General features: G+C 34.6%; 27 protein-coding genes and 1 tRNA gene. 15 read left to right on the top strand and 13 right to left on the bottom strand.

Annotated elements, in window-relative coordinates:
• On the top strand, positions 1 to 636 hold the full coding sequence (gene coq7, locus ACG916_RS13950) for a 2-polyprenyl-3-methyl-6-methoxy-1,4-benzoquinone monooxygenase (RefSeq protein ID WP_336953050.1): 636 nt from the start codon (positions 1 to 3) through the stop codon (positions 634 to 636).
• 154 nt (positions 637 to 790) lie between these two features.
• On the opposite strand, the gene ACG916_RS13945 is transcribed toward coq7, so the two are convergent.
• The 5 genes from ACG916_RS13945 to ACG916_RS13925 all read right to left on the bottom strand — a co-directional run bounded on the left by ACG916_RS13945 (position 791) and on the right by ACG916_RS13925 (position 4,340).
• Positions 791 to 1,315 (bottom strand): COG3650 family protein, encoded by a 525-nt coding sequence (locus tag ACG916_RS13945; protein ID WP_419327411.1) that lies wholly within the window; start codon positions 1,313 to 1,315, stop codon positions 791 to 793.
• A gap of 27 nt (positions 1,316 to 1,342) precedes the next feature.
• Positions 1,343 to 1,774 carry a 2-amino-4-hydroxy-6-hydroxymethyldihydropteridine diphosphokinase gene (locus ACG916_RS13940; protein ID WP_419327410.1) on the bottom strand — a complete coding sequence of 144 codons (432 nt, stop codon included), beginning with the start codon at positions 1,772 to 1,774 and terminating at the stop codon, positions 1,343 to 1,345.
• A complete protein-coding gene (folB, locus tag ACG916_RS13935) occupies positions 1,731 to 2,111 on the bottom strand; it encodes a dihydroneopterin aldolase (RefSeq protein WP_419327409.1) in 381 nt (126 codons plus the stop codon). The genes ACG916_RS13940 and folB overlap by 44 nt, the downstream gene beginning before the upstream one ends.
• 108 nt (positions 2,112 to 2,219) lie before the next feature.
• Complete coding sequence (locus tag ACG916_RS13930) at positions 2,220 to 3,518, bottom strand: ABC1 kinase family protein (protein ID WP_336953054.1); 1,299 nt, start codon at positions 3,516 to 3,518, stop codon at positions 2,220 to 2,222.
• Positions 3,519 to 3,557: 39 nt separating this feature from the next.
• Positions 3,558 to 4,340, bottom strand: a complete 783-nt coding sequence (locus ACG916_RS13925) for a HesA/MoeB/ThiF family protein (RefSeq protein WP_336953056.1) — start codon at positions 4,338 to 4,340, stop codon at positions 3,558 to 3,560.
• A 299-nt stretch (positions 4,341 to 4,639) separates the two neighbouring features.
• Between ACG916_RS13925 and ACG916_RS13920 the strand changes: the two genes are divergently transcribed.
• Together ACG916_RS13920 and ACG916_RS13915 are read left to right on the top strand one after the other, a co-directional pair.
• On the top strand, positions 4,640 to 5,113 hold the full coding sequence (locus ACG916_RS13920) for an Lrp/AsnC family transcriptional regulator (protein WP_336953058.1): 474 nt from the start codon (positions 4,640 to 4,642) through the stop codon (positions 5,111 to 5,113).
• A 162-nt stretch (positions 5,114 to 5,275) separates the two neighbouring features.
• Positions 5,276 to 5,749, top strand: a complete 474-nt coding sequence (locus tag ACG916_RS13915) for a GrpB family protein (protein WP_336953060.1) — start codon at positions 5,276 to 5,278, stop codon at positions 5,747 to 5,749.
• A gap of 55 nt (positions 5,750 to 5,804) precedes the next feature.
• Here ACG916_RS13915 and ACG916_RS13910 read toward each other — a convergent pair whose 3' ends face one another.
• Together ACG916_RS13910 and ACG916_RS13905 are read right to left on the bottom strand one after the other, a co-directional pair.
• Positions 5,805 to 6,554 carry a YebC/PmpR family DNA-binding transcriptional regulator gene (locus tag ACG916_RS13910; RefSeq protein WP_004821088.1) on the bottom strand — a complete coding sequence of 250 codons (750 nt, stop codon included), beginning with the start codon at positions 6,552 to 6,554 and terminating at the stop codon, positions 5,805 to 5,807.
• A 106-nt stretch (positions 6,555 to 6,660) separates the two neighbouring features.
• Entirely contained in the window at positions 6,661 to 7,224 is a 564-nt protein-coding gene (locus ACG916_RS13905) for a 1-acyl-sn-glycerol-3-phosphate acyltransferase (protein ID WP_419327408.1), read from the bottom strand.
• 622 nt (positions 7,225 to 7,846) lie between these two features.
• Between ACG916_RS13905 and ACG916_RS13900 the strand changes: the two genes are divergently transcribed.
• From ACG916_RS13900 to ACG916_RS13890, 3 genes are all read left to right on the top strand, one after another.
• Positions 7,847 to 8,275, top strand: coding sequence for an MAPEG family protein (locus ACG916_RS13900; RefSeq protein WP_419327407.1), 429 nt, complete (start codon positions 7,847 to 7,849; stop codon positions 8,273 to 8,275).
• Between the two features lie 441 nt (positions 8,276 to 8,716).
• Positions 8,717 to 9,823, top strand: a complete 1,107-nt coding sequence (locus ACG916_RS13895) for an OmpW/AlkL family protein (protein WP_419327406.1) — start codon at positions 8,717 to 8,719, stop codon at positions 9,821 to 9,823.
• A gap of 211 nt (positions 9,824 to 10,034) precedes the next feature.
• Entirely contained in the window at positions 10,035 to 10,268 is a 234-nt protein-coding gene (locus ACG916_RS13890; protein ID WP_336953068.1) for a DUF2171 domain-containing protein, read from the top strand.
• Between the two features lie 806 nt (positions 10,269 to 11,074).
• On the opposite strand, the gene ACG916_RS13885 is transcribed toward ACG916_RS13890, so the two are convergent.
• Positions 11,075 to 11,242 (bottom strand): hypothetical protein, encoded by a 168-nt coding sequence (locus ACG916_RS13885; RefSeq protein ID WP_419327405.1) that lies wholly within the window; start codon positions 11,240 to 11,242, stop codon positions 11,075 to 11,077.
• Positions 11,243 to 11,561: 319 nt separating this feature from the next.
• Between ACG916_RS13885 and ACG916_RS13880 the strand changes: the two genes are divergently transcribed.
• The 3 genes from ACG916_RS13880 (at position 11,562) to ACG916_RS13865 (ending at position 12,732) form a co-directional block, all read left to right on the top strand.
• Positions 11,562 to 11,708, top strand: coding sequence for a hypothetical protein (locus tag ACG916_RS13880; protein WP_336953072.1), 147 nt, complete (start codon positions 11,562 to 11,564; stop codon positions 11,706 to 11,708).
• 568 nt (positions 11,709 to 12,276) lie between these two features.
• A tRNA-Ile gene (locus tag ACG916_RS13870) sits at positions 12,277 to 12,353 on the top strand.
• Positions 12,354 to 12,459: 106 nt separating this feature from the next.
• Positions 12,460 to 12,732, top strand: a complete 273-nt coding sequence (locus ACG916_RS13865) for a putative quinol monooxygenase (RefSeq protein WP_419327403.1) — start codon at positions 12,460 to 12,462, stop codon at positions 12,730 to 12,732.
• 46 nt (positions 12,733 to 12,778) lie between these two features.
• Here ACG916_RS13865 and ACG916_RS13860 read toward each other — a convergent pair whose 3' ends face one another.
• The gene (locus ACG916_RS13860; protein ID WP_336953074.1) at positions 12,779 to 13,318 is read right to left on the bottom strand and encodes a type 1 glutamine amidotransferase domain-containing protein; all 540 of its coding nucleotides are present in this window, start codon (positions 13,316 to 13,318) and stop codon (positions 12,779 to 12,781) included.
• A 290-nt stretch (positions 13,319 to 13,608) separates the two neighbouring features.
• Between ACG916_RS13860 and dctA the strand changes: the two genes are divergently transcribed.
• From dctA to ACG916_RS13845, 3 genes are all read left to right on the top strand, one after another.
• Positions 13,609 to 14,892 (top strand): C4-dicarboxylate transporter DctA, encoded by a 1,284-nt coding sequence (gene dctA / locus ACG916_RS13855; RefSeq protein ID WP_336953076.1) that lies wholly within the window; start codon positions 13,609 to 13,611, stop codon positions 14,890 to 14,892.
• A 557-nt stretch (positions 14,893 to 15,449) separates the two neighbouring features.
• Entirely contained in the window at positions 15,450 to 15,965 is a 516-nt protein-coding gene (locus ACG916_RS13850; protein ID WP_419327402.1) for a GNAT family N-acetyltransferase, read from the top strand.
• Between the two features lie 152 nt (positions 15,966 to 16,117).
• On the top strand, positions 16,118 to 16,927 hold the full coding sequence (locus ACG916_RS13845) for a siderophore-interacting protein (protein ID WP_419327401.1): 810 nt from the start codon (positions 16,118 to 16,120) through the stop codon (positions 16,925 to 16,927).
• A gap of 290 nt (positions 16,928 to 17,217) precedes the next feature.
• On the opposite strand, the gene ACG916_RS13840 is transcribed toward ACG916_RS13845, so the two are convergent.
• The 3 genes from ACG916_RS13840 to ACG916_RS13830 all read right to left on the bottom strand — a co-directional run bounded on the left by ACG916_RS13840 (position 17,218) and on the right by ACG916_RS13830 (position 20,147).
• Entirely contained in the window at positions 17,218 to 17,997 is a 780-nt protein-coding gene (locus tag ACG916_RS13840) for a TIGR03915 family putative DNA repair protein (RefSeq protein WP_336953080.1), read from the bottom strand.
• Positions 17,998 to 19,257 (bottom strand): putative DNA modification/repair radical SAM protein, encoded by a 1,260-nt coding sequence (locus ACG916_RS13835; RefSeq protein WP_336953081.1) that lies wholly within the window; start codon positions 19,255 to 19,257, stop codon positions 17,998 to 18,000.
• A gap of 467 nt (positions 19,258 to 19,724) precedes the next feature.
• Positions 19,725 to 20,147, bottom strand: coding sequence for a PACE efflux transporter (locus ACG916_RS13830; RefSeq protein ID WP_004821026.1), 423 nt, complete (start codon positions 20,145 to 20,147; stop codon positions 19,725 to 19,727).
• Positions 20,148 to 20,240: 93 nt separating this feature from the next.
• Between ACG916_RS13830 and ACG916_RS13825 the strand changes: the two genes are divergently transcribed.
• The 3 genes from ACG916_RS13825 to ACG916_RS13815 all read left to right on the top strand — a co-directional run bounded on the left by ACG916_RS13825 (position 20,241) and on the right by ACG916_RS13815 (position 23,828).
• Positions 20,241 to 21,164 carry a LysR family transcriptional regulator gene (locus ACG916_RS13825; protein WP_333665014.1) on the top strand — a complete coding sequence of 308 codons (924 nt, stop codon included), beginning with the start codon at positions 20,241 to 20,243 and terminating at the stop codon, positions 21,162 to 21,164.
• Between the two features lie 139 nt (positions 21,165 to 21,303).
• On the top strand, positions 21,304 to 22,020 hold the full coding sequence (gene trmB / locus ACG916_RS13820) for a tRNA (guanosine(46)-N7)-methyltransferase TrmB (protein ID WP_105712828.1): 717 nt from the start codon (positions 21,304 to 21,306) through the stop codon (positions 22,018 to 22,020).
• A 608-nt stretch (positions 22,021 to 22,628) separates the two neighbouring features.
• Positions 22,629 to 23,828, top strand: a complete 1,200-nt coding sequence (locus tag ACG916_RS13815; protein ID WP_224965358.1) for a multidrug effflux MFS transporter — start codon at positions 22,629 to 22,631, stop codon at positions 23,826 to 23,828.
• 44 nt (positions 23,829 to 23,872) lie between these two features.
• Here ACG916_RS13815 and ACG916_RS13810 read toward each other — a convergent pair whose 3' ends face one another.
• A complete protein-coding gene (locus tag ACG916_RS13810) occupies positions 23,873 to 24,430 on the bottom strand; it encodes a TetR/AcrR family transcriptional regulator (RefSeq protein WP_056510597.1) in 558 nt (185 codons plus the stop codon).
• Positions 24,431 to 25,206 lie beyond the last annotated feature (776 nt).

Genomic DNA, 25,206 nt, shown 5'->3' with positions numbered 1-25,206 from the left:
ATGCGTCAATATACTGGCATCGATAAATTGATCAATTCATTTGACCAAGCTTTAAGAAGTTTAGTACCTGGTGCAACTTCAGCGCAAAGAAGCAATCCATCCAATGCAGTCGAAACCAAACTAGTTGTCAGCGAAGCACGTCATGTTGCAGGTTTAATGCGCGTTAACCATAGTGGTGAAGTTTGTGCACAAGCACTTTATCATGGGCAAGCATTAACAGCCAAACTTCCAAATGTACGTCGTGAAATGGAATTTGCAGCGATTGAAGAACAAGATCATTTGGCTTGGTGTGAAGATCGCCTAAAAGAACTCGACAGTCATACCAGTTTGCTTAACCCTGTATGGTATGGTCTTTCTTTTGGTATGGGTGCACTTGCGGGCATTGCAGGTGATAAATATAGTTTAGGTTTTGTGGCTGAAACTGAACGCCAAGTCAGTTTACATTTACAACACCATATCAGTCAGCTTCCAGCTCAAGACGAGCGCTCACGTAAAATATTGGTGCAGATGAATGAAGATGAACTGCATCATCGTGATACAGCATTAACTGCTGGTGGTGTCGAGCTGCCTATTCCAGTGAAGATCACCATGACTGCAATTTCCAAACTGATGACCAAGACCAGTTATTTTATCTAACAACATGATTTAACTGATTTAAAAGTCCAGTTTCCGGGCTTTTTTAGCATTTTTATTCGCATCACTTTTACAGCAAAGAAGTCAAAATAATTTTAATGCAAGGATTCCGTGTAACCCACATTTTGATATAAAGATGTGGGTTACACATAAAAAATTAGTCAGCAACACCCAAAAGAAATTTAGCTGTATTGGGTGCTAACTTTACTGTAGCGACTGGCAATAAAGATGGATTTAACGGATATTGAGTTCCATCAAACTTCAACATTACTTGCCCATGCTTTCGGCTATAGACCAGTAATTGCTTCCAACCATTATGCATATATGTTGTAGAGTAAACTGGCGTATCCACCAAGGTTGTTTTACTTAAAAAGTCAAACTGGTGATTAGATTTTCCTTGAAAGATCAGCATTGTACAACCACCAGACCCACACCAATCTTGCCCTTTTAAAAGCACGATGGCTTCATCTTGCCCATCTTGATTGAGATCATCAAATGCTACATCAAATAAAGCTTGATCTTGTGTATAAGCATTCACTTTTTGCTTAAGATTGTTATCCCGCTGTTGTAAGCTTTGCACTTCACTTACAGCTTGTACTGGTGTAACAGATTGTTCAGGTAAATGGCGACATGCGCTGAATAAAATCACACAACTGAATAATGCCAAGGGCTTAAAATACATTGTTTTTTAACCTAGTTATTTTAAAGACTATAAAATGATAACTGGAAATTGATCTGCGGAATGTGTGAATAATGCATCTTCCCAAAGTTCAGACATCGGTACTTTAACATCTAACGCCAATGGTAATTTCTTTTGATTAAATTGCATTGCAGTTAAATGAGTTCCCCATGCAATGAGATCGATATCCAAGGATATTTGATGTGATGGGCGTACACGACCTGAGTCTGCTTCCATCTTTTTTAATAAAGATAGCATTTCATCTACAGACAGCTGACTTTGAACCAAACATGCAGCATTCCAATAATCTGCACCAATTCCATCACGACATGGAATCAAATAGATGGAAGAAAATGACACCATTCCCAAATGGGCAATCTGAGCAAATGCTTTTCGAAAATTTTGTTGTGGATCGCGATTACTCGCTAGAGCTAGGGCGAATATCATTTCGGTGTCGTTCAAGACGAATTCCTACAGAATTTGCTTGCGGGATAATGGCAGGCTTACGGACTGTAATCATAATCGATTCAATAGACTTAAAGGTAGAGAAAAGCGTATTTAATACTAATTTGGCCGCATGTTCGATCAATTTTGGTGCAGCATCCTGAATCACTTTGGCAGAAATTTCACAAATTTCAGCATAGTTCAATGTATCGACTAATTCATCTGAGTTAGACGCTTGTTCTAAACTGGTTTGAATGTGGAGATCCAACATTAAAGGTTGGATAATTTGCCGTTCCCAATTGAAGCAGCCAATCACAGTCTCAACTTTTAACCCTTCAATGATAATTGCATCCATGACGTTTATAAATTCTCAATTTAAATAAAAAATGCCCTTTTAAAAAAGGGCCAAGCAAGATTATACAATCAGACCTAGCCACTTTTCCACAAGGAGAAAACATCTATATCAATGTTTTAACAATGACACAGGATCAATATTTTGCACCATCTGTAAACGTTGATCAGCATAAATATCGGTATATGGCGCAAGAACACGCATAAAACGATCAAAATATAGCATTTGCTTAAATAATAACGCGAAGTCTCGTGGGAAACGAATACCATGACGCTCGCCTACACCCACCATATCCATCATGATGTCATTTAAATCTGATGGATTAGACGTCATAATTTTTTGTGGATCTGCAAGTAGTACCCCACTAAATAGACGCTCTAAATCTTCTGCCAAAACCTGAGTATCGACTTGAGTACTGGTCATACCCATACCCAACATATTTTCAGCCATCAACGTGTAATCTGTCTTTTGCAAAGCATCCATAAATGCCATACATGCTTGCCAAACTTCAGGTTTTAACTGTCCTACGATACCAAAATCAATAAAACCAATACGGCCATCTTCAAGTAACATAAGATTACCCGCATGCAAATCGGCATGGAAAGACTGGCATAACATTAAACTACCAAACCAAGTATTCATGGCGGTAATCAGCACTTGAGATGGATCTTTCGCGACTTTTCTGACTACATCAAAATCAGTCAGTGGCACACCATACAAGCGTTGCATGGTGAGTACACGGCGTGTTGAAAATTGATGATAGACCTTTGGAGCTGTTGCTGCCGTGTTTTGAGATACATTGAGATAATTCACAAAATCATCCAAATTTTGTGCTTCTTCAATGAAATCAACTTCACGCACCATACGTGTTTTAATTTCATCAACAATATCTGCCAATGAAGCAAATTTTACTTTTGGAATCGCTTTTTCCAAAACCTTGGTTGCCCAGTGCAATACATTTAAATCGGTATAAAGAATAGTTTCTACACCAGGTTTTTGCACTTTAATTACAACATCTTCACCAGTCACCAATTTGGCAGCATGAACCTGGGCAATAGATGCTGAAGCAAGAGGCTTTTCATCGATAGATGCAAAGATTTCACTTAAATTACGCCCAGCAAATTCTTGTTCCAACACGCCCTGAACATAGCTAAAAGGTAAATAAGGCGTTTGGTCTAAACAGCCTTGAAACTCTTCAACATATTCACGAGGAAATAAAGATGGCGTACTGGCAATAAATTGACCCAATTTAATATAAGTTGAGCCTAATGATTCAAAGGTTTCACGCATCAGTTTGGCATTACTTGGTTTTTCAGTGGCATATTTAATACCTGCTTTGGCCGCGATAACAGCAGTTTCCCCAACTCGGGCAACTGAACGTAGACCATCTAAAAAGATATTATTTTTCATAATGTCAACATTAAATTGAATTTGTATAAGTGTAGCAAATTAATCAGCATTTGCAGTATGGCTTGCCTGACAGTTTGTACAATCTCTATCTTTTTCAAAGGCTAAAATTCGTTGTTTCATTGTTAACCCATCCCATAGCAACAGTTTTTGCTTCAATGGGGTTTTCGCTAAACCTAAAAATAGAAGAGCATGATGTGCCTGTAAACTTGCCATGACATTGGGTGTGGTGGCTAATACACCTGAGTCAGCACAACGAAGACTTTCATTATGCTGTTGCGCTTTGGGAAATAAGCATTCATAACAAGCTGAATCACCATCAATCATAAAGAGCTGACCTTGAAAACCAATCGCAGAAGCGCTAATCAATGGAACATGCAGCTGGGTACAAATGTGGTTCACCAGATAACGGGTGGTAAAGTTATCACAACCATCTAAAACTAAATCCTGCTGAGCAATCAAAGCTTGCGCATTATTTTCATCCAATTTACTGATATAACTTTCTACTTGGATAAAAGGATTAATTGTTTGCAATCTCTTGGCCAATATCTCTGCTTTATAAAATCCTACATCTTGCTCAACATAAGCAATTTGTCTTTGTAAATTACTCATTTCAATTGTATCAGCATCAATCAGACTAATTTTCCCAATACCTGCACGTGCCAACAATTCGGCAGTGGTACACCCTATTCCACCGCAACCAACAATCAGTACATTGGCGAGTTTTAATTTTTCCTGTGCCTCAATATCCCAACCATCAAGTAAAATTTGACGAGAATAGAGATGCATTTCAGATTCGGTAAGTTCTAGATCATGTTCAAGCATTGGTGGATAAACTTTTCAATTTTAAACAGTATAAAGTAAAAACTTTATAGATGAGAAATAACTAAAAATAAGCTTCAATCCTTGTGATTAAGCTTTATCAATTAGCTCAATGTTTTCAACAGCCCATTCGCAAGTGCATTAGGATATGGACCAACCCAGAATACTTTCAGAATTAAACTGATTCATTTTCTATAAATTATATTTTTATGATATTTATTCTCAAAATTCATTCAAATATTGAAAAAATATAAAAATCAATCTACATTAATACAGAAAATTTTTTCAAGCTGGATAAAAATATGGAATTGGATCGTTACGACAAACAAATTTTAGAAATTTTAACTCATGAAGACATCAATCTAAATGAATTGTCAGAACGTATTAACCTATCTGTAAGTTCTGTTCATCGTCGTATCAAACACTTGATCGAAACCGATATCATGACCAATCTAAAGCGTGATATTAATTTTGAAAAGTTAGGCTTTAAATTACATGTCATTTTACAAATTTCCCTAAGTAAACATGACACAGATACCTTTGCTAAATTTTTAGAAGAACTCGAAAACATCCCTGAAGTGATTAACGCCTTTTTAGTGACTGGGCAAACCGCCGATTTCCTTGTCGAAGTGATCGCAAAAGATATGGAGAATTACAGTGAAATTTTACTCAAGCGAATTGGTAAAATTGAGCATGTGGTTGCACTACATTCAAGCTTCGTGATTAAAGAATATAAACATGTGTTTAATTGTACTGGCCTACTCAATCGAATTTAAATTTTGTATTGAACCAGTTTAGCTTTTGCATGGTGCATCCAACCAAATTAAAACCAATAAAGTAAAGCTACTCTCATTGGTCTTAAACATTTATTTTATGATGTTTTAGAAAGGTAGAATTTAGAATCAAAGATATCACATTGTATTTGAATGGATCTTTTTATGAGATTTTATTTAGCTGAAGAATATCAACCCCAATGTAATGCACGGTTTGCGTATTATAAAACTCAAATCAATGCACTTTTAATCAATGCAAAAATTGAGCACATTGGTGCCTCTTCGATTCCCAATGCAATCTCTAAAGGAGATTTAGACATTTATATTGCAGTGGATCAATCTGAATTTAATGATGCAATTCAAAAACTTTATCGATTAAATTTTCAAGAGAAATTAGAAACACTGAGAACAGATCAATTGTGTATGTTGGAATCGCTCAATGGTGATGATGTCGCCTTTCAACTTGTTGTTAATGGTTCTGAATTTGAGTCATTTATTAAATTTAGAGATACACTCAGGCAGTCCTCTAAACTGGTGCAAACTTACAATGATCTAAAAAAGCGTTGTGAAAATTTAGATATGATCGATTACCGAATTGAAAAAAATAAATTTATTTCCTCTGTTTTAAATCAGCAATAAATTTTCTCTCAATAAAAACGCACCCCAAGGTGCGTTTTATCTACTTAAATCAGACTTAACTGTCTAATTCAGCCAATACTTCATCTGTGAATTCAACGTTGGTATATACGTTTTGAACATCATCAAGATCTTCAAACATATCAATCATTTTAACAATGAGTTTTGCTTGATCCACATCAGCGATCAATGCTTTTGTAGATGGACTCATAACCACTTCTGCATTATCTGATTTTAACCCAGCAGCAGTTAATGCATCTTGTACATCACCAAAACTTTCAGGTGTAGTGATTACTAAGATTTCATCTTCGTTCACTTCGATATCTTCAGCTCCAGCTTCCAAAGCCACATCCATGATTTTGTCTTCTAAAGAAACATCTTCAAAAGTAATCTCACCACGTTTGGTAAACAAATATGCCACTGAGCCTGCTGTACCTAAGTTACCATTGGTTTTAGAAAAACAATGACGAACATCAGGCACAGTACGATTAAGGTTATCTGTCATGGTTTCTACAATCACCGCAACACCACCAACACCATAACCTTCATAAGTGACTTCTTTTAAGTCATCGTTGTCTTCACCACCAGCACCACGTTGAATAGCACGGTTGATCGTGTCGCGTGTCATATTCACTGAAAGTGCTTTTTCGACAACAGCACGTAGACGAGGGTTACTTCCCACATCAGGACCGCCAAGTCTTGCTGCTGTGGTTAATTCACGAATATATTTGGTAAAAACTTTACCACGACTTGCATCTTGTTTTGCTTTGCGATGCTTAATATTGGCCCACTTGGAATGACCCGCCATGCGAAATATGCTCCTGTAGATTGGCTTTATGCCATATCAAATTGCGACAATTCTACCATAAGCACTTTTTTATGAGAAAGTGCTTATTTTTTAGATTTAATGCAAATTAAGAATTTTTTGCCTCAGGAATCATAATATCGAGTCCTGTATGTTCTTTATATAGACGTTTAATTTCTGCTAAGTCTTGATCTAGATCTGTTGGGTAAATCTTTCCAAAGATTCCACCTTGTTTTGTTTTTGAGTTTGCATACATCAAAACAATAGGAACACCAGCTGCTTTTGCGATATGCCAAAAACCAGTCCGAATCGGTTTACGAGCTTGCCCACGTTCTGCACGAGTCGCTTCTGGCGCAATCACCAAATTAAATTCGTCATTACTCTGAAATAGATCAACCATTTGTGAAACGACGTCTTTGTTTGACTTACGATCTACAGGAATGCCACCAATTTTTTCTAAAAATTGTTTCAATGGACCTTTAAATAATTCTTTTTTAATTAAAGTATGGATTTTAAGGTCATGAATTTGAAAAATTGCCAATGACAATACTGCATCCATCATGGAGGTATGTTCAAAACCGATGATCACTTGTTTTTTTTCTAATACACTTTGATTAACTTCATAGGACCAACCTGAGAGCTTAAAAGTAAGTTCTCCCAACAACTTTTTCATAACTACCTAACATAATAAAATCAGAATTTGCGAATTGTCCAAGTAAAAGCTTAAAAAGACAATCTCTATTGTGCTTATTTTTTACATTTATATATTTATTTTTGTCATTTTAAACACTTGTTTTGCACACAAAAATAGTCAGTTAAAAATGTAAAATTGTTAAACGCCTTACAGTACATTTAACTCAATTCAAATTCTAAATTAACAATAAAAAATAAATAAATTTAATTTGTATAAAAATTTAATTGATTTTTTCTATCTTGATTAAATCATTTCAAATCCTCTAATCCTAATTACACCCCCAGACGGAAGAGTTTTCAGGTAAAATAATTGCAAAATTTTTATGCTCCTTTTTCGCATAATTGCCTTATTTTTTATTTTGATTTACAGGTGAAAAGCATTTAAATTTATTTAGAAAAGCGATAAAAATAACTCCTTATTAATCATGCTCGATATTCACAAATTTAAATGTATCATCTTATACCGCAATCATCTAAGCAATATTGATGAAGATGGGAATCTTAAACCTCGTAAAAATATTTTACTCTAAAAGAATTACAAGTCACCTTAAATAGATATACTTATTTAAATACATCTTAAGCATACCAATAAATGAGTACCTATGAATAATTTACTGCATATCTATGCATTTTGTGTAATCTTACTTTTTCTTAAAATGCTTGCAATCTCTTGTTATCAAGGATTTCACCGTATTAAGAATAAAGCGTTTAAAAATACCGAAGACGCTAATTTTGTCAGTGTAAAAGTTAGGCCAGAAGACTTGCCGCTGGTAGTTAGAGCGAGTCAAGCTTGGACAAATGATTTAGAAAATATTCCCGTGTTTTGGGTGCTTGGAGCGCTTTGTATTGCATTAAACCTAAACAGTGATTTTATTGTCTGGGTATTTTGTATTTTTACGATTGCAAGATTCACACATACAGTCACCTATCTCAGTGCAATTCAACCATGGCGCAGTATTTCTTATGCTGTTGGAATAATCTGCCTCATTCTTTTGGCAATTAAAATCGTGATGAGATGTATTGGATTTTAAATAAATGCAAATCAATAGGCATTTATTTATCATTTTCTATTTTAGTTTAAGTTGTATTTTAGATCTTGAAAAATAATAAAATTTATATCGACAATTAATTAAAAAGATTTCATGAATAATAATTAAATTTAGATTTTCTAATTTATCCTGTAATTTTTTTAATATAATTAAGAGTAAAGTAAATTTATCAAAAAGTAAAACTATGTCACTATTTTGTAATACTTTATTTATATAAAAAATATACCTACAAATACATTTTTTTTAAACAACTCTATGATTTTATGTTTTTTATAATACTTTTCAACCATTATTTATTAGCTTTTAAGTCTTAATGCTATTTCTAAATTAGAGTTTTTACTCTACTTATTGGTTGTTTTATGTAATTTTAATAGTCTCATTTGTCAAGAAGACAGTGATTGTATTTAAAAAGGATGAATTCAAGTGAAAACAAAAAAGATCTTTCAAAAAGTCATAGTTACAACCTCACTATTTTGTATTGCGGGAATCAGCCAAGCTGAAGATTTTAAACGCTTCTCGGTTTCTTCAGGTTGGTTGCATATGTCATCAATGGGGAAAGCACAACCTTTTAGAATCAATACTTCTGTAGGTGATGGTACTAAAGCTTCCGTAGGTGTAATTTCAGGGAAAACCATTTTAGATAATGTTGATCAATCTCGCATTGATGCGATGGACCCCAACCTAATTAGCTTACTCAATGCACCCAGTAATGAAGAAGGACGCTATTTATTTGATGACCTGCTAGATGTAATCATGGCAGAAGATCCAACCTTAATAGACCAATTAACAGGAATTGCTGAAATCGATGGAATTGCCCACTGGTCAGCAGATGCTGGTTTGGAAGTTGAAGATGTAGACACGCTAGGTATGATGTTTACTTATAATGTCACAGACAATGTTGCCGTTCAATTGATTGCTGGGATTCCCCCAAAAGTTGACTTAAAAGGTAAAGGAACTGTCTATGCACCTTTTTCAGCGACTTCACAACCACTTCAGGGCCTAGTGGGCGATTTATATTTAAAAAACAATCTTTTAATTACAGATTTGGATAGTTATGACACTGCCGCATCTGCTAGAGCTTGGACGCCTGCAATACAAGCACAGTACTATTTTGGTAAATCTGGTGTCAATAAGTTCAGACCATTTGTAGGTGCTGGTTTAATGTATGCCTACTTCAACGATATCGAAATCAATTCAGGAATTGAAAATGATTTGATACGTGCTGGACATATGATTCAAAATATTCATGATGGTAAAGCTGGGGCTTCTTTGGAGGGAAAACCATCGAGCGGCAATATGAAAGTTAAAGTAGATGCTACTGATACCATTGCGCCCATTGTTACAGCTGGTTTTACCTATGACTTTAAACAAAACTGGTTTGCAACTGCCTCTATTTCTTATGCAAAGTTAGACAATACGGCAACCATTACTGTCCTTAATACCAATAACAATGCCAAGCTTATTCAGGCTAAAACTAAAATTGAGATCGATCCACTGATCACTTACCTTGGTGTAGGTTATCGTTTCTAAGCCTATCTGTTAGAACTTGAAGCCATTACAGCAACTTAAAATACTGTAATGGCTTCATTTATAATTAATTTCAAAAATAACCATGTATAAAATTTAATTCATTAAGTAATTATTTTGACTGTCTTGTAGCCTTTTCATTTCAGACCAAGACTCACCCAAATATTTCATATAAGGTAAATATTCAAATCACATTTCAATAGGAAAGTATCAAATGACTTCTATCAATGTTGAAAGTATTAAGAATCATGCCGATGTTATTGCGTCTTGTGGAACCAAAGTTGGTGAGGTAGATCACCTTGTTGGTGCAGAGCAAATCAAGCTAACCAAACATGGAGATGGACATCATCATCTTATACCAACATCTTGGGTTGGTGAGATAAAAGGCGAAAAAGTTATCTTAACTAAAGATTCTCAAGAGGTTAAAGACACTTGGCTAGAAGTATAGATTTGGCCGATTACAACCGAGTTATATTCAATTTTATATGTGTTTCATTGTACAGTAGATTGACACTTATTTGATATAAAACGCTCAATGAATTTCATCGAGCGTTTTATATTTGATTAAACCTTATTTTTAAGACTTTCGTGTCCTCATCCAATCTCAATTGGCGCTGTCTTTCATCTTCATTGATAAGGTCAAACCGGTTCTCCAAGTATTGAATTTCCTATTGATATTTTGCAAAAATGCAAAAAACATAAAGTTTAGAGCTGAACCTAAAACATTTTTATCTACTTGACCTGTGAATTTCTGATAGATCGCCATGCCGAGCGCACAAAAGGTTAAAACCATAAACATAGAGAAGCTAAATTTTAAAAAATTATCGAAGCTTTTTCCTTTAAACATAATCAAGAATACATATCATTATCATTTTTTAGCTTGTTATAGGAGATAGAAACAAATTTTCAAGTGATCCGTATTAATTTTGAACTAATAACGAGCAGCTATTTTTCTGACTTAGAATCTTCTTCAATCATTGTATTTAGATCCGCATGCAGGTCTAAGAATTTACTTTTACGTCTGTCTAAGTCAATTATACTTAATATTTGCCCTGTTTACATTTTGATATATTTTCCATTCTAGAAATTATGAGTAGCAATTGATAATGACTAACGGCTTAATATTTAAAAATAATACCCATAAATAATCCTATATAAGTTTTAAAAAACATCTTTATAACGCTATTATCTAATTTTTCAAAGTTAGCAGTTTATCTAACAAATAAAAAAATCCACCGAAGTGGATTTAAGCAGTTAAGAGTGGTGGGATTTTCTCCCACCTCCATCCTGCTTATTTACGGTCGCCCAAGCAATACGTTCCGCATCTTCATCCGAACGACCTTGTTTTTTCTCACTTTCATAAATATGTTGGGCTTGTCTTTTCTGCTTTGCAGTATATGCAGATTTATCTCCTACAGGCATAATCACTTCTCCATATAACGATAAATAATAGATATAAACATAGTTTTTATAGCATGGATTATTTTATTCGCTGTTTAGTGTTGTAAGTACTTGTGAATTTAAGTCATGCTTATTTATTTTTAATCAATATAGAATATCAATTAACACTATGTTTTTTATTTTTAAAATAACTAGCCCTTATTTTAAAGTATCATTTCATTCAATACTTAAAATTTCATTCAATCCACACTGCTCACTTTTTAACAACATTTATTCACACAGTAGTACTGAGATTAGTCCACCATATAAATTAATCACTTGATAAATCTTAGAGGTTAATATGCAACATGATAACAACCCATCAACCGCTCAAGAAAGGTCAGAAAAAGCACAAGAAAAGCGTAGGATCCCTAAATATATTTTACTCTTGGTGGGTCTATTTTTGCTTGCGATTGCGATCTATATGCTTGCGAGTTGGCAAGGCTAAGTTAGCGTAATTTTTAGCTATTTTTATAAGCTTAGCATTTTAGAAGTGCTTAAATTAAACTAAGAAAAGCAAGGTGTTTCCTTGCTTTTCTAATAGTGAATTAATTGAAATACTATTAAAATAAAAAATCTTTAATTAAGATTCTAATCACAATTTCAATACCACCCTTTTTAAAACGTTCTATTTTTGAATGTATAACCCATGATTGATTTTGATTTAAGAAACTTTAAATTGGAGTAATTTATAAAAGCTTCGTTTGCTGTAGCAACTGTAGACTTTTCCTCTCGATATTTATAAGTTTTATAGTTGGTATTCACACCTACAACAAAGCCAATCAACTCATTGACTCGATAAATCGTATAACTAGGCTCCGATTGATCAATAAATGTCTTTGTCAGCTTTACTCTTGGTGTTGACCTATATAGAATCACTAGCTGTCGCAATGCTAAATACTATATCAAGCTATTCTCTACAGTCTAATTGTAAAAAAAACTTGATAAACTCTAAAATCTTAGATAGTATTGCTGACGTTCCAAGTAGTTGATAATTAATCAATTCACTTGATAAAGGGCCTGTAGCTCAGTTGGTTAGAGCAGCGGACTCATAATCCGTTGGTCCCCAGTTCAAGTCTGGGCGGGCCCACCAAATAAGACAACCACTTAGGTGCATTAATCCTAAGTGGTTTTTTAATATATAAACTAACCTTACTACTACATAAAACAATTTGTTAGATTTTATCAATGAGAATGTGATGGTTAAGCTAAGTGGTCAGTTGATCTGTGTTTCTGAACAAGAATTAAATATTATAATTAAGTTTCTTCCAGAACATATCAAATTAACCAGACAAGAAGAAGGTTGTGTTTCTTTTGAGGTCAAACAAACTCCAAATCCCTTAATTTGGGATGTTCATGAAGTTTTTGAGAATCGACAAAGTTTTGAAAAACATCAACGTAGAATATCAGGTTCTGTGTGGGGAATTAAAACCCAAAATATTCAAAGATTATATGAAATAACCCTCGATTAAAGGGCTATCTCAAAAGTTTAAACTTTGCTTAGCCTGCTCTATTCACTTATTCCAACTCTTTTAATATCGCCTCATTAAAGGCAGGAATATCATCTGGACTACGCGATGTAATGAGTACCCATCCACCCGTATTACAACGATGAACTTCTTCATCTATCCAGTTTGCACCTGCATTCTCTAGATCGATACGAATACTTTTATATGAAGTCAAATTTTTCTCTTTAATTCTTTCTGCATTGATTAAAGCCCATGGTCCATGACATATGGCAGCAATCGGTTTCTTATGGTCAGTAAAGGATTGAATGATTTTCTTAGCATTCTCATCAATTCTCAATTGATCGGCATTGACCGTTCCCCCTGGAATAACCAGCAAATCATAATCACTTGGATCTACTTTTTCCAAAATCGCATGCGGACTATATGACACCGATTTTTCATCATCATGAACAACGGTTCGTACATCGTTTAATTCAATTGCAGCGTGTATGCTTTCTATGCCTTTGCTCGTCAAAAAGTCCAAAGGTTTTTTAAGCTCATCATGCTCAACGCCAGAATTGGAAGTGATGAATAGTACTTTTTTAGTCATTTTCTTACTCCAACAATACGGTATATTTCAAGCTAACAAAAAATGCGATTGTACATGTACAAGTTTTAGCTTCTTATTGTTAAATGTTTTAGGATATTGTTTTAAGGCTTGTTATATATCCTTTTTATTTTTTTTAATCTATAAATAATCGAAAACCGCATTAAGCAGTCTATGTATCAAAAGATCAAATATCGCAATAACAAAAACCACAGCAAAAACCAAAAATTATTCATTCAAAAATGGCATAACTATTGCTTTTTCAAGTGACCTTTTATTTATGAATCTCCTCAATGAAGCTTATTAAACGCTCTTTATTTTTACAAGTAATGATTGCATTGGTGATTGGTTGTTTATTTGGTTACTTTTTGCCTGATATTGCGATCAATTTTCAAGTGCTTGGTAATGGCTTTGTCAAACTTGTCAAAATGCTGATTGCACCGCTTATATTCTGCGTCATTGTTTTAGGAATTTATGGTGCAGGAGACTTAAAAAAAGCTGGGAAAGTGGGAATAAAAACGCTGATTTATTTTGAAATCATGACCACTATCGCTTTAATTTTAGGATTAGCCGCAGCCTACATATTTAAACCTGGACATGGAATGCACGTGGATATTTCGACTTTAGATGCGTCCCAAATGACCAAGTACAATGAAAATATCCATGCAGTTACAGGTGTATCTGATTTCTTTTTAAATATGATTCCTCAGACTGCGGTAGGTGCATTCACAGGGAATGATATTCTGCAAGTGGTTGTCTTTTCAATTTTATTTGGCGTTGCATTATCTATGCTGTCTAAAGATGTCAGTGATCCTGTCGCCTCTTTTATTGACAAAATATCTCAAGTTATTTTTAAAATCATGTCCATCATCATCAAACTGGCCCCTATAGGCGTTTTTGGTGCAATTTCTTTTACCGTGGCAAAATTTGGAATAGAAACTTTACTTAATTTGGGCTATTTAGTCTTAATTTATTATGCAACTGTGATTTTCTTTGTGATCGTCATACTTGGTCTGGTATTAAGACTCTTAGGTTTCAATATTTTTAAGCTCATTCGCTATTTTAGAGAGGAAATCACCATTGTATGTGGCACATCATCTTCTGATTCGGTATTACCGCAAGTGATGTATAAACTAAAAAAATTAGGGATAAAAGACTCCACTGTAAGCCTAGTCATTCCGTCGGGTTACTCTTTTAACTTAGATGGCTTTTCAATTTATCTCACCCTTGCTGTTGTATTTATCGCGCAAGCGACAGGGGTTCACCTCACAATTTCAGACCTCATCATGATTCTTTTAATCACCTTATTTACCTCAAAAGGAGCACATGGCATTCCTGCATCAGCGATCGTTGTACTTGCTGCGACTTTATCCAGCTTTCCTGTTATCCCGGCGATTGGCTTGGTATTGATCCTTTCAGTGGATTGGCTGATTGGTATTTTAAGAGCAGTAAGCAACTTGATTGGTAATTGTGTCGCAACTTTAGTGATTGGTGTATGGGAAAATGATGTTGATAAGAAACGTGTACATCAAATGTTAGATGATCCGAACTGGGCAAAAAATGAATTGGGAAATTAAAACGCAATTAACACATAGTGGGGAAAAATTAGAGTTTTATTCTGTAGCAAAACCAATGCACTACATAACCAACGCACTATTAGCAACACAATACGCTTTAGATAAAATCCTTTAACGCTATCTTAAGCACACATATTTCATCATAAGCCATTTCAGCATTGAGTCACTGAAATGGTTTTTTATGAATCATGGCATTTCCTTAAATTAAAGTCCTCAATCAAAGACCATTCCAGAAAACATAAGGAAATGAATCATTCGCATTATTTGGGCTGATGGTGAAAACCATAATAAAGGACTCAAGTCTGGAAGAGCTGCACTAAACCTTTTACTCCGAGGATTAGTGATTAAAGTAAATCAATAAAAATTCTGATTGCCATGCGTACACGGATTAAATTGAAACTCGATATTCAGAATAAAGTCAGAAAACTAGGATCGATATCCCTATTGATGACTTCAATTTAAGATCGTTTTTAGCTTAAACCTATCCTGATTTTAACCATGTACCTTTTGTCTTCTATGCGATAAATTAACCCTAATTCACAATTTTCGAGGTTCTTTTGAACTGGAATAATATAGAGATTCATTTTTCTCAAGTTGTTTTAAAACCATTTACACCTTTAGATGCTGATGAGGTATTTCAGTATATTACTCCCACCTTGACACGATATATGACTTGGGATCCACCGCAAAGCCGTCAAGAGTTTGATGAGATCTGGCATAAATGGCTAGAGAATATTAAAGATGGGAATGAGTTAATTTTCGTTGTCAGACACATTGTTAATCATGAGTTTCTTGGCCAGGCAGGACTGCATCAAATACAAACGGAAACACCTGAATTAGGCATTTGGATTCGAGAAGATCGACATAAGTCAGGATTTGGTAAAGATGCGGTAACAAGCATGGTTCATTGGGCTTCTGTTAACTTGAGTTTTAAAAATTTTATTTATCCTGTAGCTGTCGAAAATTATGCCAGTCGCCATATCGCGGAATCTTTAGGTGGGATTATTTCTGAGTATAAAAAGAAACCTAAATATGATTCTGTAAGTTATGCTATTCCTCCTCATACTCAATAATACCAATGGATAGCTTGAATTGTTTATGATTTATTGATGCAGGATGCCGAGCATCTTTGCAGTTTTATAGTCAACTCTCGCGGTAATGGTGGCATTTTCAAGTAAAAGCCGATACGATAATGAGAATTATTGTTATTTATATGGAATAAATCATGGCGCTGAATGCACATCGCACTTTTATTCAAGTGAAAGAGAAAATATATCTAGGTCCAAACTATATCCGTATTATTTTTGACTGTGCAGATGTAGAGAAATTCAAACACACCTGTATTGGTGATAACAATAAAATTTTTATTCCAAGGCATGATCAAACCACAATAGAAATTCCCGATTTTGATTTTGATCAGCGTAAATGGATCGTCAATAATCCTGAGATGATGCCAGAAATTCGGACTTATACCCATCGCGATATTGATTTAGTCAATAAAACCCTAACCATCGAGTTTGCAATGCATGGTACAGATACTGTGGCTTGTCACTGGGCAGATCGTGCCCAACCAGGGGATCAAATTGGTATAACCATGTCTACTGCCGCTAAAAATTCAATCCCTACAGGACTGAATCATTATCTCATTATTACTGATGGGACTGGGCTTGCAGTCACTCAAGCGATCTTAGAGAAATTAACAGTTGATGCCAAAGTATATGTCATTGCCGAAGTGGCAACTGTAGAAGATCAAATCGAACTGCATACACAAGCTAATTTAGAGCAAATATGGCTGTTCAATCCGCAGCCGCTTAAGCAAAGTTTATTGGCTGACGAGTTGCTACGCCATCCTGAATTTATTAATCTACCAGCAAGCCGTTTTGCACATATTACCGCTGAACTACAAGCTGTTCGCGCATGTCGTAACATCTTAAGAAAGCAAAGTGATTGGGGCAAAAAAGATTGTTATGCTTGTTCTTATTGGCAGATTGGGAAAGCAGATAATGAGCGACAGTCTAAAGTGATAGATGATTAAGCTCAAAGTGAATAAATGATCAATCCCAATATATAATTGGTATTATTTCAGGTAAAACTTCTAAAACCTTATAAACTAGTATTTATAAGGTTTTTAATTCCGAAAAAACTCAATTGAAAAGAACACGAGTCTTTGAAATATAAAATAATTAGAGAATCTGGTCATGTCTCTAAAAACTAAAGAAATTTCAAATTCCTTCATGAATGTAATGGAGAAAGCCAGTAAAACATCGAGACCAAACTCGTATTATCTAGGCCACAATACAGTTCATATTGTTGATTTAAAAACATTTAAATCGTTTTCTCATTCATATAACGCCAATATCGCTTTGGTACATATTGAATATGCAGTTTAATGTTTTTCCGCGCTGAAATATTTACACTGTTAAAATAATCTTTCCAAAGCTGATCATATAGAACCTCTTGATGATCTAATTCAACACTAAACTCCTGACTAGAGCCTTGACGAATATTTTGATCAATGTCTAAGACATTCATATTGACATGGTGAACCTGTTTTAAATCATAGTAGATACCAAAATTTCGTTTTTCATCATAAATAAGCCAGCGCTGGTCTTGATATCTGGATTTAAAATGCTTTTCGATCAAAGGCAAAACATTGAAATCTGGCTTAACCAAGCTTAAAAATAATTCATCTTTACATTTTTTAAAGCGAACAAAAGCTTCCATACGGTGCTTTTCTCTTCCCACTTGTTTGGCCCACTTTGACAGTGCCAAAACATCTGGATGACCATAATCACGGTCAATCGCTTTTTGAGCGAAGAATGCATAAACACTAAAATTAAACAGATGTTGAAAAGCATCTTCCTGTTCAGATAAAAAAGTATAGTAAAAATTACGTAAACCACTTGCTGAAACTTTTAACTTTAGGCCTTGCCAAACTCTATTGGCTTGGTCGTCATTAGATTCAACAAAAATCGTTTCATCAAATAAAGCCGATTGAGTGTTGTTTTCACTTGAGACAAAGACATCAAACTCTTTGAATTGAAATGCACGAAATACACAACACAAAATCCCGGTCATGGTCCCATCAAAAATATATTTCGCCATTTAGAATAATAAATCCAACTGGGGTGAAAGTTGTTGAGTATATTTTGAATGCCCTGTCTGTAATATTTTCTGGCGAATTTGGCTGGGTAATTGATCTTTTAAAAATGGCGGGGTATCTGCACAACGAATAAAATGCATTGCCCTATTATAAGCAATACCCAATTTTTTGATTTGATCAATATGAATTTTACCAAAGCGACGTGCTTGAACAATTTTTTTAGCTGAACGCACCCCAATTCCTGGGACTCTTAAGATCATTCGATAATCAGCTTGATTGATATCGATAGGAAATTGTTCAGGATGACGTAGCGCCCAACTTAGTTTGGGGTCGATATCTAAGTCTAAATTTGGATGCTGTGCATTAACAATTTCAGTCGCTTCAAAGCCATAAAATCGCATTAACCAATCAGATTGATACAATCTATTTTCACGCAGCAATGGCGGTGCTGAACCCACCGAAGGCAATGCTTTTTCTTCATCATTAATCGGAATATAGCCCGAAAAATATACCCGTTTTAGTTTAAATTCTTTGTAGTGACGATCAGCCATTAAGATAATATCCTGATCCGTTTCATTATGTGCGCCCACCACCATTTGAGTTGTTTGCCCTGCTGGGACAAACTTCGGCACAGTTTTTATAATCTTTCTTTCATCTTTAAATTGAATCAAACGATCGCGAATAATACCCAAATCTTTTTGCACTTCATCATGGGTTTTTTCAGGGGCAAACTTTTTAAGACCTTCAGCAGTAGGCATTTCTAAATTGATACTCATCCGATCTACATAAAGCCCTGCCTCATGGATAATCTCCTGTGAAGCACCTGGAATCGTTTTAAGATGAATATAGCCATTAAAGTTTTCTTCTAATCGTAGCTTTTTAACGACTTGTAGCATGCGCTCCATGGTATAGTCTGCTGACTTAAAAATTCCTGAACTTAGAAAAAGGCCTTCGATATAATTTCTTCTATAAAAATTAATGGTTAAATCAACAACTTCTTGTACCGTAAAAGCAGCTCGTTTGACATCATTAGAACGGCGAGAAACACAATATGAGCAATCAAAAATACACACATTGGAAAATAAGATTTTAAGCAGCGACACACATCGACCATCTTCGGTATAACTATGGCAAATTCCAGCCCCCGTATTGCCTAGCCCACTGTCTTTGTTTTTACGGTTACTGCCACTGGATGAACATGACACATCATACTTCGCAGCATCTGCTAAAATTTGCAGCTTTTCTCTAATACGCTCTGTCATCACTCACACCTAATTTTCCGAATGAACTTTAGTGATTATATAAATTATGAGCGGTCAACAACGGCTATTTCTTTATTGTTGCGACATGAGCTGTCGTATAAATTTAAAGCATTAGGGTCTGTTGACAATTCGTCTATGTTTGCGACTACGTGTGTTTTTTAGGCGATACTAGGCGCGAAATACGATATTTAGTCATTCTAAATGAGTAGTTCGTAACGACGTAGCGGCAAAAAACACGCTAGTCCCGAAGGGTTGTGGCTAAAATTATCTCAGCCTCCGTTATGAAACTCGAAAATAGTCTCGCTATTCTCTTCGTTTCATGCCTTGCCTGCTCAATTTTAACCTACAACGCAAGCCATTTATGAAATGTCTACAGACCCTAAATAGAAATTATTGTGCTAGAAAAACCTACATTATTTGCCCATTCAATTGAATGGGCAAATAACTTAAGCAGAAACAACTACATTTTAAGCTTGAGCAGAAAGTGGAACACCAAATAAACGATCAAAAGACCAATTAAAAATAAAGGTATAAATTGGAATGATAACAATTAAAGCCGCATCTAATAAAAATGCCTCTAGAAAACTAATATTCATCCACCATGCAATCAATGGAATAAGAAAAACCACCAAGGTTAATTGAAATCCGATCGCATGAGCTACACGGCGTTTTACTGTACGTTGACGTAAAGTTTGGCGTTTTTCCCATGCTTCAAAAATTAAGTTATAAATAAAGTTCCAGCTCACAGCAATCGTGGTAATCAGGAAAGCCAAAGGCCCCGTATGGGTTAATTGTGTACCCGAAAGTAGTGCCAGCCCTAAAGAAGAAATACCTAATCCAATGATTTCATAGGTACTTACATAAATTACTCTACGTTTAAGACCTTGCATAAACTTACCCAAACAGATTTTCAAAAAAGCTATTTTAATTTCAGTTATAATAATAGATAAAGACAATAGCTTTCAGTTTGACTGATACCAATTATGAATTTCACCAGCGAAAATATAGAATTATTTGTAAAAGTACTGGATACAGGCTCTTTTTCTGCTGCGGCTCGTGCCTTAAATCGAGTACCATCAGCCGTCAGTATGGGCATCGCAAATATCGAAGCAGAATTAGGCTTACAGCTGTTTGAAAGAACACCCCGCAAAGTGATTCCAACAGCTTCAGCACTTGCCTTAGCCCCACAAGCAAGAATCATCTCAGAACAATTAAAACAATTGAGTAAGCATGCTTATGAACTGTCCTTAGGTTTGGAGAGTACTTTAAAAATAGGTGTTGTATCGGATGTAAACAATCAGAAACTTTTACAATCTATTGATAAACTTGCATTAAAATATCCGCTGCTCAATATCGAAATTATTACTGCACCACAAGATGATATTTTGCATTTACTGTATTCAGAACAAATCACAATTTGTTTAGCGGGTTCAGGGCAACATATCAAAATGCAAGAACATTTGCAGTTGGTCAGCATGGAGGTTGTTGTTGCAACGATATCTGCAAATCATGCCTTGATGAATCAAGCAGTTCATCCTATTTATATCGAGGATTTGGTTAATGTTCGGCAAATTGTTGTCGCGAGTAGTGCGCTTGATATTGCAGATTTGAGATCGGTAATTGCTGCATCTTACTGGCGAACCAATGATCTACAAACGGCGATTGATATGGTTGAGATCGGCTTAGGATGGGGAAATTTTCCATATTCATTGGTTAAGTCACATATTGATGCTGGGCGTTTAATCCAAATTGATTTTAAAAATACCTACAATCAACTTTCTGTTCCGATTTATCTGATTTGGTTAAAAGATAAAGCACTACCTAAAGCATCGCGCGAATTAATCGAGTTAATTAGACAAAGTCTAAATGAACATAACGACTCTTTGAGTAACAGCAATACTCTCTGACTCAGCGCTCGATAGTGATTTTATTTTATCCAGTTTTCATTGTGAATTTATTAGAATTGAATGAAATTCTATAAAAAATTTGACTTGCGAAGCTCAGCACTTACAATACGCCTTTTAGATTTCTAGTATTACCTAAATCATGTCAAACGATCAAATTGAAGCACAAATTGTAGAATTAGACAATTTGCAAGAACACCGTGAAATTGTGACATTTATGCGTAGATCGTCACCGCTCAATACTTCACAACGTACTGCGCTTGAACAACATCGTGATTTAATTTTGGAATACCCTGTCGGCGATTTACGTCAACACTTTGAACATCCTGAACGCCCACTTACGGTAGAAATTGGTTTTGGTATGGGCCGCTCTTTGGTCCTGATGGCAAAAGCCAATCCTGAACGTAATTTTGTTGGAATCGAAGTGCATGTACCTGGTATTGCGCAATGTGTTTATGAAGCAGGAATGGCGGAAGTTAAAAACCTACGTGTTTTAGATGCAGATGCAATTCAAGTTTTACGAGAAATGCCTGACAATAGTATCAATACGGTTCAACTTTATTTCCCTGATCCTTGGCAGAAAAAACGACATTTTAAACGCCGCTTTGTTTCTCATGATCGTATGCCATTGGTTGAAGAAAAACTTGAAATCGGTGGTACATTCCATGCTGCAACAGACTGGGAACCGTACGCTGAATGGATGCTTGATGTTTTAGACAATCGCCCTCGTTTAGAAAACTTAGCAGGCAAAGGCAATAGCTATCCTCGTCCGGACTGGCGTCCACAAACCAAGTTTGAACGTCGTGGTATTGAGGCAGGCCATAAGATTAATGACTTTATTTTTAAGAAAATAAATTAATGATCTAAGAAAACTAGACTGAGTCTACAATTAAATATTATAGGGTTAAATATTAATTATTTAACCCTATTTTTACATCTAAATTTAGGTAATTATTCGAGTTAATTCTTGTTCTAAAAATAATTAATTCAAACAATCAAAACATAAATATAAGACCTCATACGAGCCATAGTATCTACTCAGCGCAAAATTCAGCCGGATAAGAATCAAGAGAACAAATCAGGGCTAAAGGTCAATTAAATAATGGTCATTTTTTGATATTCAAACAAATATTGATAATTGTCAGATCAAAGTCTGAACGACTACAAATTGAAACCGGTTCTAAAACAACATTCTCTACTTGCATGTAATTTTACATCAAGCTCTTTGACTAATACTTTCAGCATTCACTCAGCGTGACTATTATTTTATATGTTGTAATTTAATGACGATAGTTGGTTCATTTTAAAAGATTATTCAGTAAGGATTCTTTTTATACATATAAAGCTACCTTTGGCGCCCTGCTCTTTAACTCCATTAAAAATCGTATTTTGGTTGATTTTAAAAACAAACAAAAACAAACTACCTACCGTTAGGTAGTTTTAATTATACAAACTTGGGTGAAATTTATGCAAGGTCACTTACAGACTCACAAAATGAGTACTTCATTTATCATATTACTCTCACTATTAACTGCTTTAGATGCCTTAGCAATTGATATTTATGTGCCCGCATTTCCAGTGATAGCGACCTCATTACAGGTATCTACCAGTCAAATCCAACAAACATTATCAATTTTTTTAGTAGGTTTAGCTGTTGGCCAAGGCTTATATGGACCATTTCTTGATCGTTTTGGTCGAAGAATTCCATTATTAATTGGTTTAATTATTTTTATTTTGGGTTCTCTGCTCGCAGCAGTCGCAACTTCACTTGAACTATTATTGTTCGCACGCTTTCTTCAAGCCATTGGTGCTGCATCTGGTCTGGTCACACCTAGAGCAATTATTAGCGATATTTGTAATGAGCAAGATGCAGCTCGCCATTTTTCTGTGTTAATGCAAGTCATGATGGTCATTCCAATCATTGCCCCTTTGGTTGGAAGTCAACTTTTGAACTACGGCACATGGCATATTATTTTTTATACATTAGCCTTACTATCTTTTATGTTATTGGTGTGGAGTAGTATATCTGTTCCAGAAACATTAGCTCTTTCGAATAGACAACCCTTAAATCTAAAAAATATTTTCAAAAATTACTATCTTCTATGTAGAAATAAAAGCTATTTCAGTTTTACCCTTGCTGGAGGCTTTCTACTCGGTGGGTTCTTCTTCTACATTAGCAATTCACCCTATATTTTTATTCAACATTACTCAGTCAGCCCTGAACATTATAGTTATCTCTTTGCACTCAATGCACTGTGTTTCATCATCTTTGGTCAGCTTTCAATTTGGTTATTGAATAGAGGATGGTCTGCTTACCAAGTTTTAAAGCTAGGCTCTATTATTTTAATGTTTTTTACACTTATGCTTAGCCTAGTAACGTTACTGTATACACCAAGTTTATGGGCTTACACCCTATTACTGACTGTGGTTATTAGTTCTACAGGGCTTTTATTTGGTAATCTTACAGCACTGACCATGCAACAGGTACAACATCACTTAGCAGGAATCGCTTCAGCTTTAATTGGCTTACTTCAATATAGTTTCGGAGCAGTTATTGGTTTTATTGCCAGTCTTGCAACAGAAAATATCCTCGTCCTTCCTGTAACTTTACTTATATGTGCTTTTTGTATGATTATATTAAATACAATTGCTCATAAAAATGCTTAAAAATAGATAGTGCTAAATATCTAATATTAGATATTTAGCACCTTTTAACCGATTAACACCTCAAGTGCTTTTAAGATCGCATCTAATCTTTTTTTATATTTATCTTTACCACCATAAATGAGCTCACTTTGCAAAGCATCTACAAAACACATGCACAGTCGAGCCAAAGTTGTTGAATCAAACTTCTTGTTTTCTATATTTTCAGGGAATACGTTTTTAAAGATATTCTCCAAATCATCCATAAATATATGCATCGGATCAATCACTTGATCATAAATATGCTGTGGTGGGTTAATGAGCGCATTCATCCAAAATTGTACATCATATGAAGCATCAAATCGTTCACCTATGCTGCAGAAATACGCACAAAGTTGTTGATGAAAATTTTCTCCACCAGTTAATGTATTTTTTGCATAAGTCAGTTCATGATTAATCATAATCGGAATTAGACTCAAATATAAATCATCTTTATTTTTGAAATGTGCATAAATAGAGGGTTTTTTAATGCCAACGTCTTCGGCTATTTCATTCATTGATGTTGCAGTAAAGCCTTGTTTTGCGAATCGCTGCAATGCAATACTTTGAATTTTTTGTGCTGTCACAAATGAAACCTAACAAAAATTTTGCCTATTATATTAAAATTATCATCATTAAAGAAGAATTTAAGCTAAAGTCACCTGACTTCATTTTATAAAGCCATCACTAAAGATATATTCAATAATATATTTTTAATGGAGAGGCTAATTACTTATACATTTTTTGTGCGTAACTGATTGGCTTTAATATTCCACAATTTTGATCAAGCACATGTTCATTACCTCCTAATCTAATAATGGTTTAAAATTCATATACCTAGTTAGATAAGTTAAATGAATGTTAATCAAACCAAATTTTAGTTTGTTTGTTAATTGATCATTCTCATTTTAATCACCCTTTTTAATTAAACTTATAGGCTTGGTCCGAAAGTACTTATCAATACGAAAACCAGCATGTGTATTTTTGATATTTTTTACTTGAAGTAATCAGAATGTGATCATCAATTATTTAAATAAATGATTTTATAATCAAATTTCTACCTATGCTTTAAAAGCACATCATCTTAAAAATTTGACTACAAGGTATAATCTTTACTTCTAAAAACTATAAATATTTCTTTTTTATTCATAAAGATAACATCTATTTTATATATAACTATTCCATTTTTTCATATTTTTATTAATTTAAAATTCTCATTAAGATCGGAGAAATTTCAAAAACACTGGAAAGAAAAATGTTGAATACAGAGGTGGATCAGGAAATTTGAACAACACTTATAAGTGATATTTTGCTCCCCAAATGATGTTATAAACATCAATATATGGAGTATTTTATGGCACGT

The sequence above is a fragment of the Acinetobacter legionensis genome (genome assembly GCF_048552295.1).
Lineage (GTDB): Bacteria > Pseudomonadota > Gammaproteobacteria > Pseudomonadales > Moraxellaceae > Acinetobacter.
The sequence above is the reverse complement of the archived record's forward strand: the minus strand, read 5'-3'. Positions and strand labels throughout refer to the sequence as shown.

What these genes read in the sequence shown, in the direction of transcription:
- coq7 (WP_336953050.1), top strand. Translation starts at nt 1, where the DNA reads ATGCGTCAATATACTGGCATCGATAAATTGATCAATTCATTTGACCAA.
- ACG916_RS13945 (WP_419327411.1), bottom strand. Translation starts at nt 1,315, where the DNA reads ATGTATTTTAAGCCCTTGGCATTATTCAGTTGTGTGATTTTATTCAGC.
- folB (WP_419327409.1), bottom strand. Translation starts at nt 2,111, where the DNA reads ATGGATGCAATTATCATTGAAGGGTTAAAAGTTGAGACTGTGATTGGC.
- ACG916_RS13930 (WP_336953054.1), bottom strand. Translation starts at nt 3,518, where the DNA reads ATGAAAAATAATATCTTTTTAGATGGTCTACGTTCAGTTGCCCGAGTT.
- ACG916_RS13925 (WP_336953056.1), bottom strand. Translation starts at nt 4,340, where the DNA reads ATGCTTGAACATGATCTAGAACTTACCGAATCTGAAATGCATCTCTAT.
- ACG916_RS13920 (WP_336953058.1), top strand. Translation starts at nt 4,640, where the DNA reads ATGGAATTGGATCGTTACGACAAACAAATTTTAGAAATTTTAACTCAT.
- ACG916_RS13915 (WP_336953060.1), top strand. Translation starts at nt 5,276, where the DNA reads ATGAGATTTTATTTAGCTGAAGAATATCAACCCCAATGTAATGCACGG.
- ACG916_RS13910 (WP_004821088.1), bottom strand. Translation starts at nt 6,554, where the DNA reads ATGGCGGGTCATTCCAAGTGGGCCAATATTAAGCATCGCAAAGCAAAA.
- ACG916_RS13905 (WP_419327408.1), bottom strand. Translation starts at nt 7,224, where the DNA reads ATGAAAAAGTTGTTGGGAGAACTTACTTTTAAGCTCTCAGGTTGGTCC.
- ACG916_RS13900 (WP_419327407.1), top strand. Translation starts at nt 7,847, where the DNA reads ATGAATAATTTACTGCATATCTATGCATTTTGTGTAATCTTACTTTTT.
- ACG916_RS13890 (WP_336953068.1), top strand. Translation starts at nt 10,035, where the DNA reads ATGACTTCTATCAATGTTGAAAGTATTAAGAATCATGCCGATGTTATT.
- ACG916_RS13885 (WP_419327405.1), bottom strand. Translation starts at nt 11,242, where the DNA reads ATGCCTGTAGGAGATAAATCTGCATATACTGCAAAGCAGAAAAGACAA.
- ACG916_RS13880 (WP_336953072.1), top strand. Translation starts at nt 11,562, where the DNA reads ATGCAACATGATAACAACCCATCAACCGCTCAAGAAAGGTCAGAAAAA.
- ACG916_RS13865 (WP_419327403.1), top strand. Translation starts at nt 12,460, where the DNA reads ATGGTTAAGCTAAGTGGTCAGTTGATCTGTGTTTCTGAACAAGAATTA.
- ACG916_RS13860 (WP_336953074.1), bottom strand. Translation starts at nt 13,318, where the DNA reads ATGACTAAAAAAGTACTATTCATCACTTCCAATTCTGGCGTTGAGCAT.
- dctA (WP_336953076.1), top strand. Translation starts at nt 13,609, where the DNA reads ATGAAGCTTATTAAACGCTCTTTATTTTTACAAGTAATGATTGCATTG.
- ACG916_RS13845 (WP_419327401.1), top strand. Translation starts at nt 16,118, where the DNA reads ATGGCGCTGAATGCACATCGCACTTTTATTCAAGTGAAAGAGAAAATA.
- ACG916_RS13840 (WP_336953080.1), bottom strand. Translation starts at nt 17,997, where the DNA reads ATGGCGAAATATATTTTTGATGGGACCATGACCGGGATTTTGTGTTGT.
- ACG916_RS13835 (WP_336953081.1), bottom strand. Translation starts at nt 19,257, where the DNA reads ATGACAGAGCGTATTAGAGAAAAGCTGCAAATTTTAGCAGATGCTGCG.
- ACG916_RS13830 (WP_004821026.1), bottom strand. Translation starts at nt 20,147, where the DNA reads ATGCAAGGTCTTAAACGTAGAGTAATTTATGTAAGTACCTATGAAATC.
- ACG916_RS13825 (WP_333665014.1), top strand. Translation starts at nt 20,241, where the DNA reads ATGAATTTCACCAGCGAAAATATAGAATTATTTGTAAAAGTACTGGAT.
- trmB (WP_105712828.1), top strand. Translation starts at nt 21,304, where the DNA reads ATGTCAAACGATCAAATTGAAGCACAAATTGTAGAATTAGACAATTTG.
- ACG916_RS13815 (WP_224965358.1), top strand. Translation starts at nt 22,629, where the DNA reads ATGCAAGGTCACTTACAGACTCACAAAATGAGTACTTCATTTATCATA.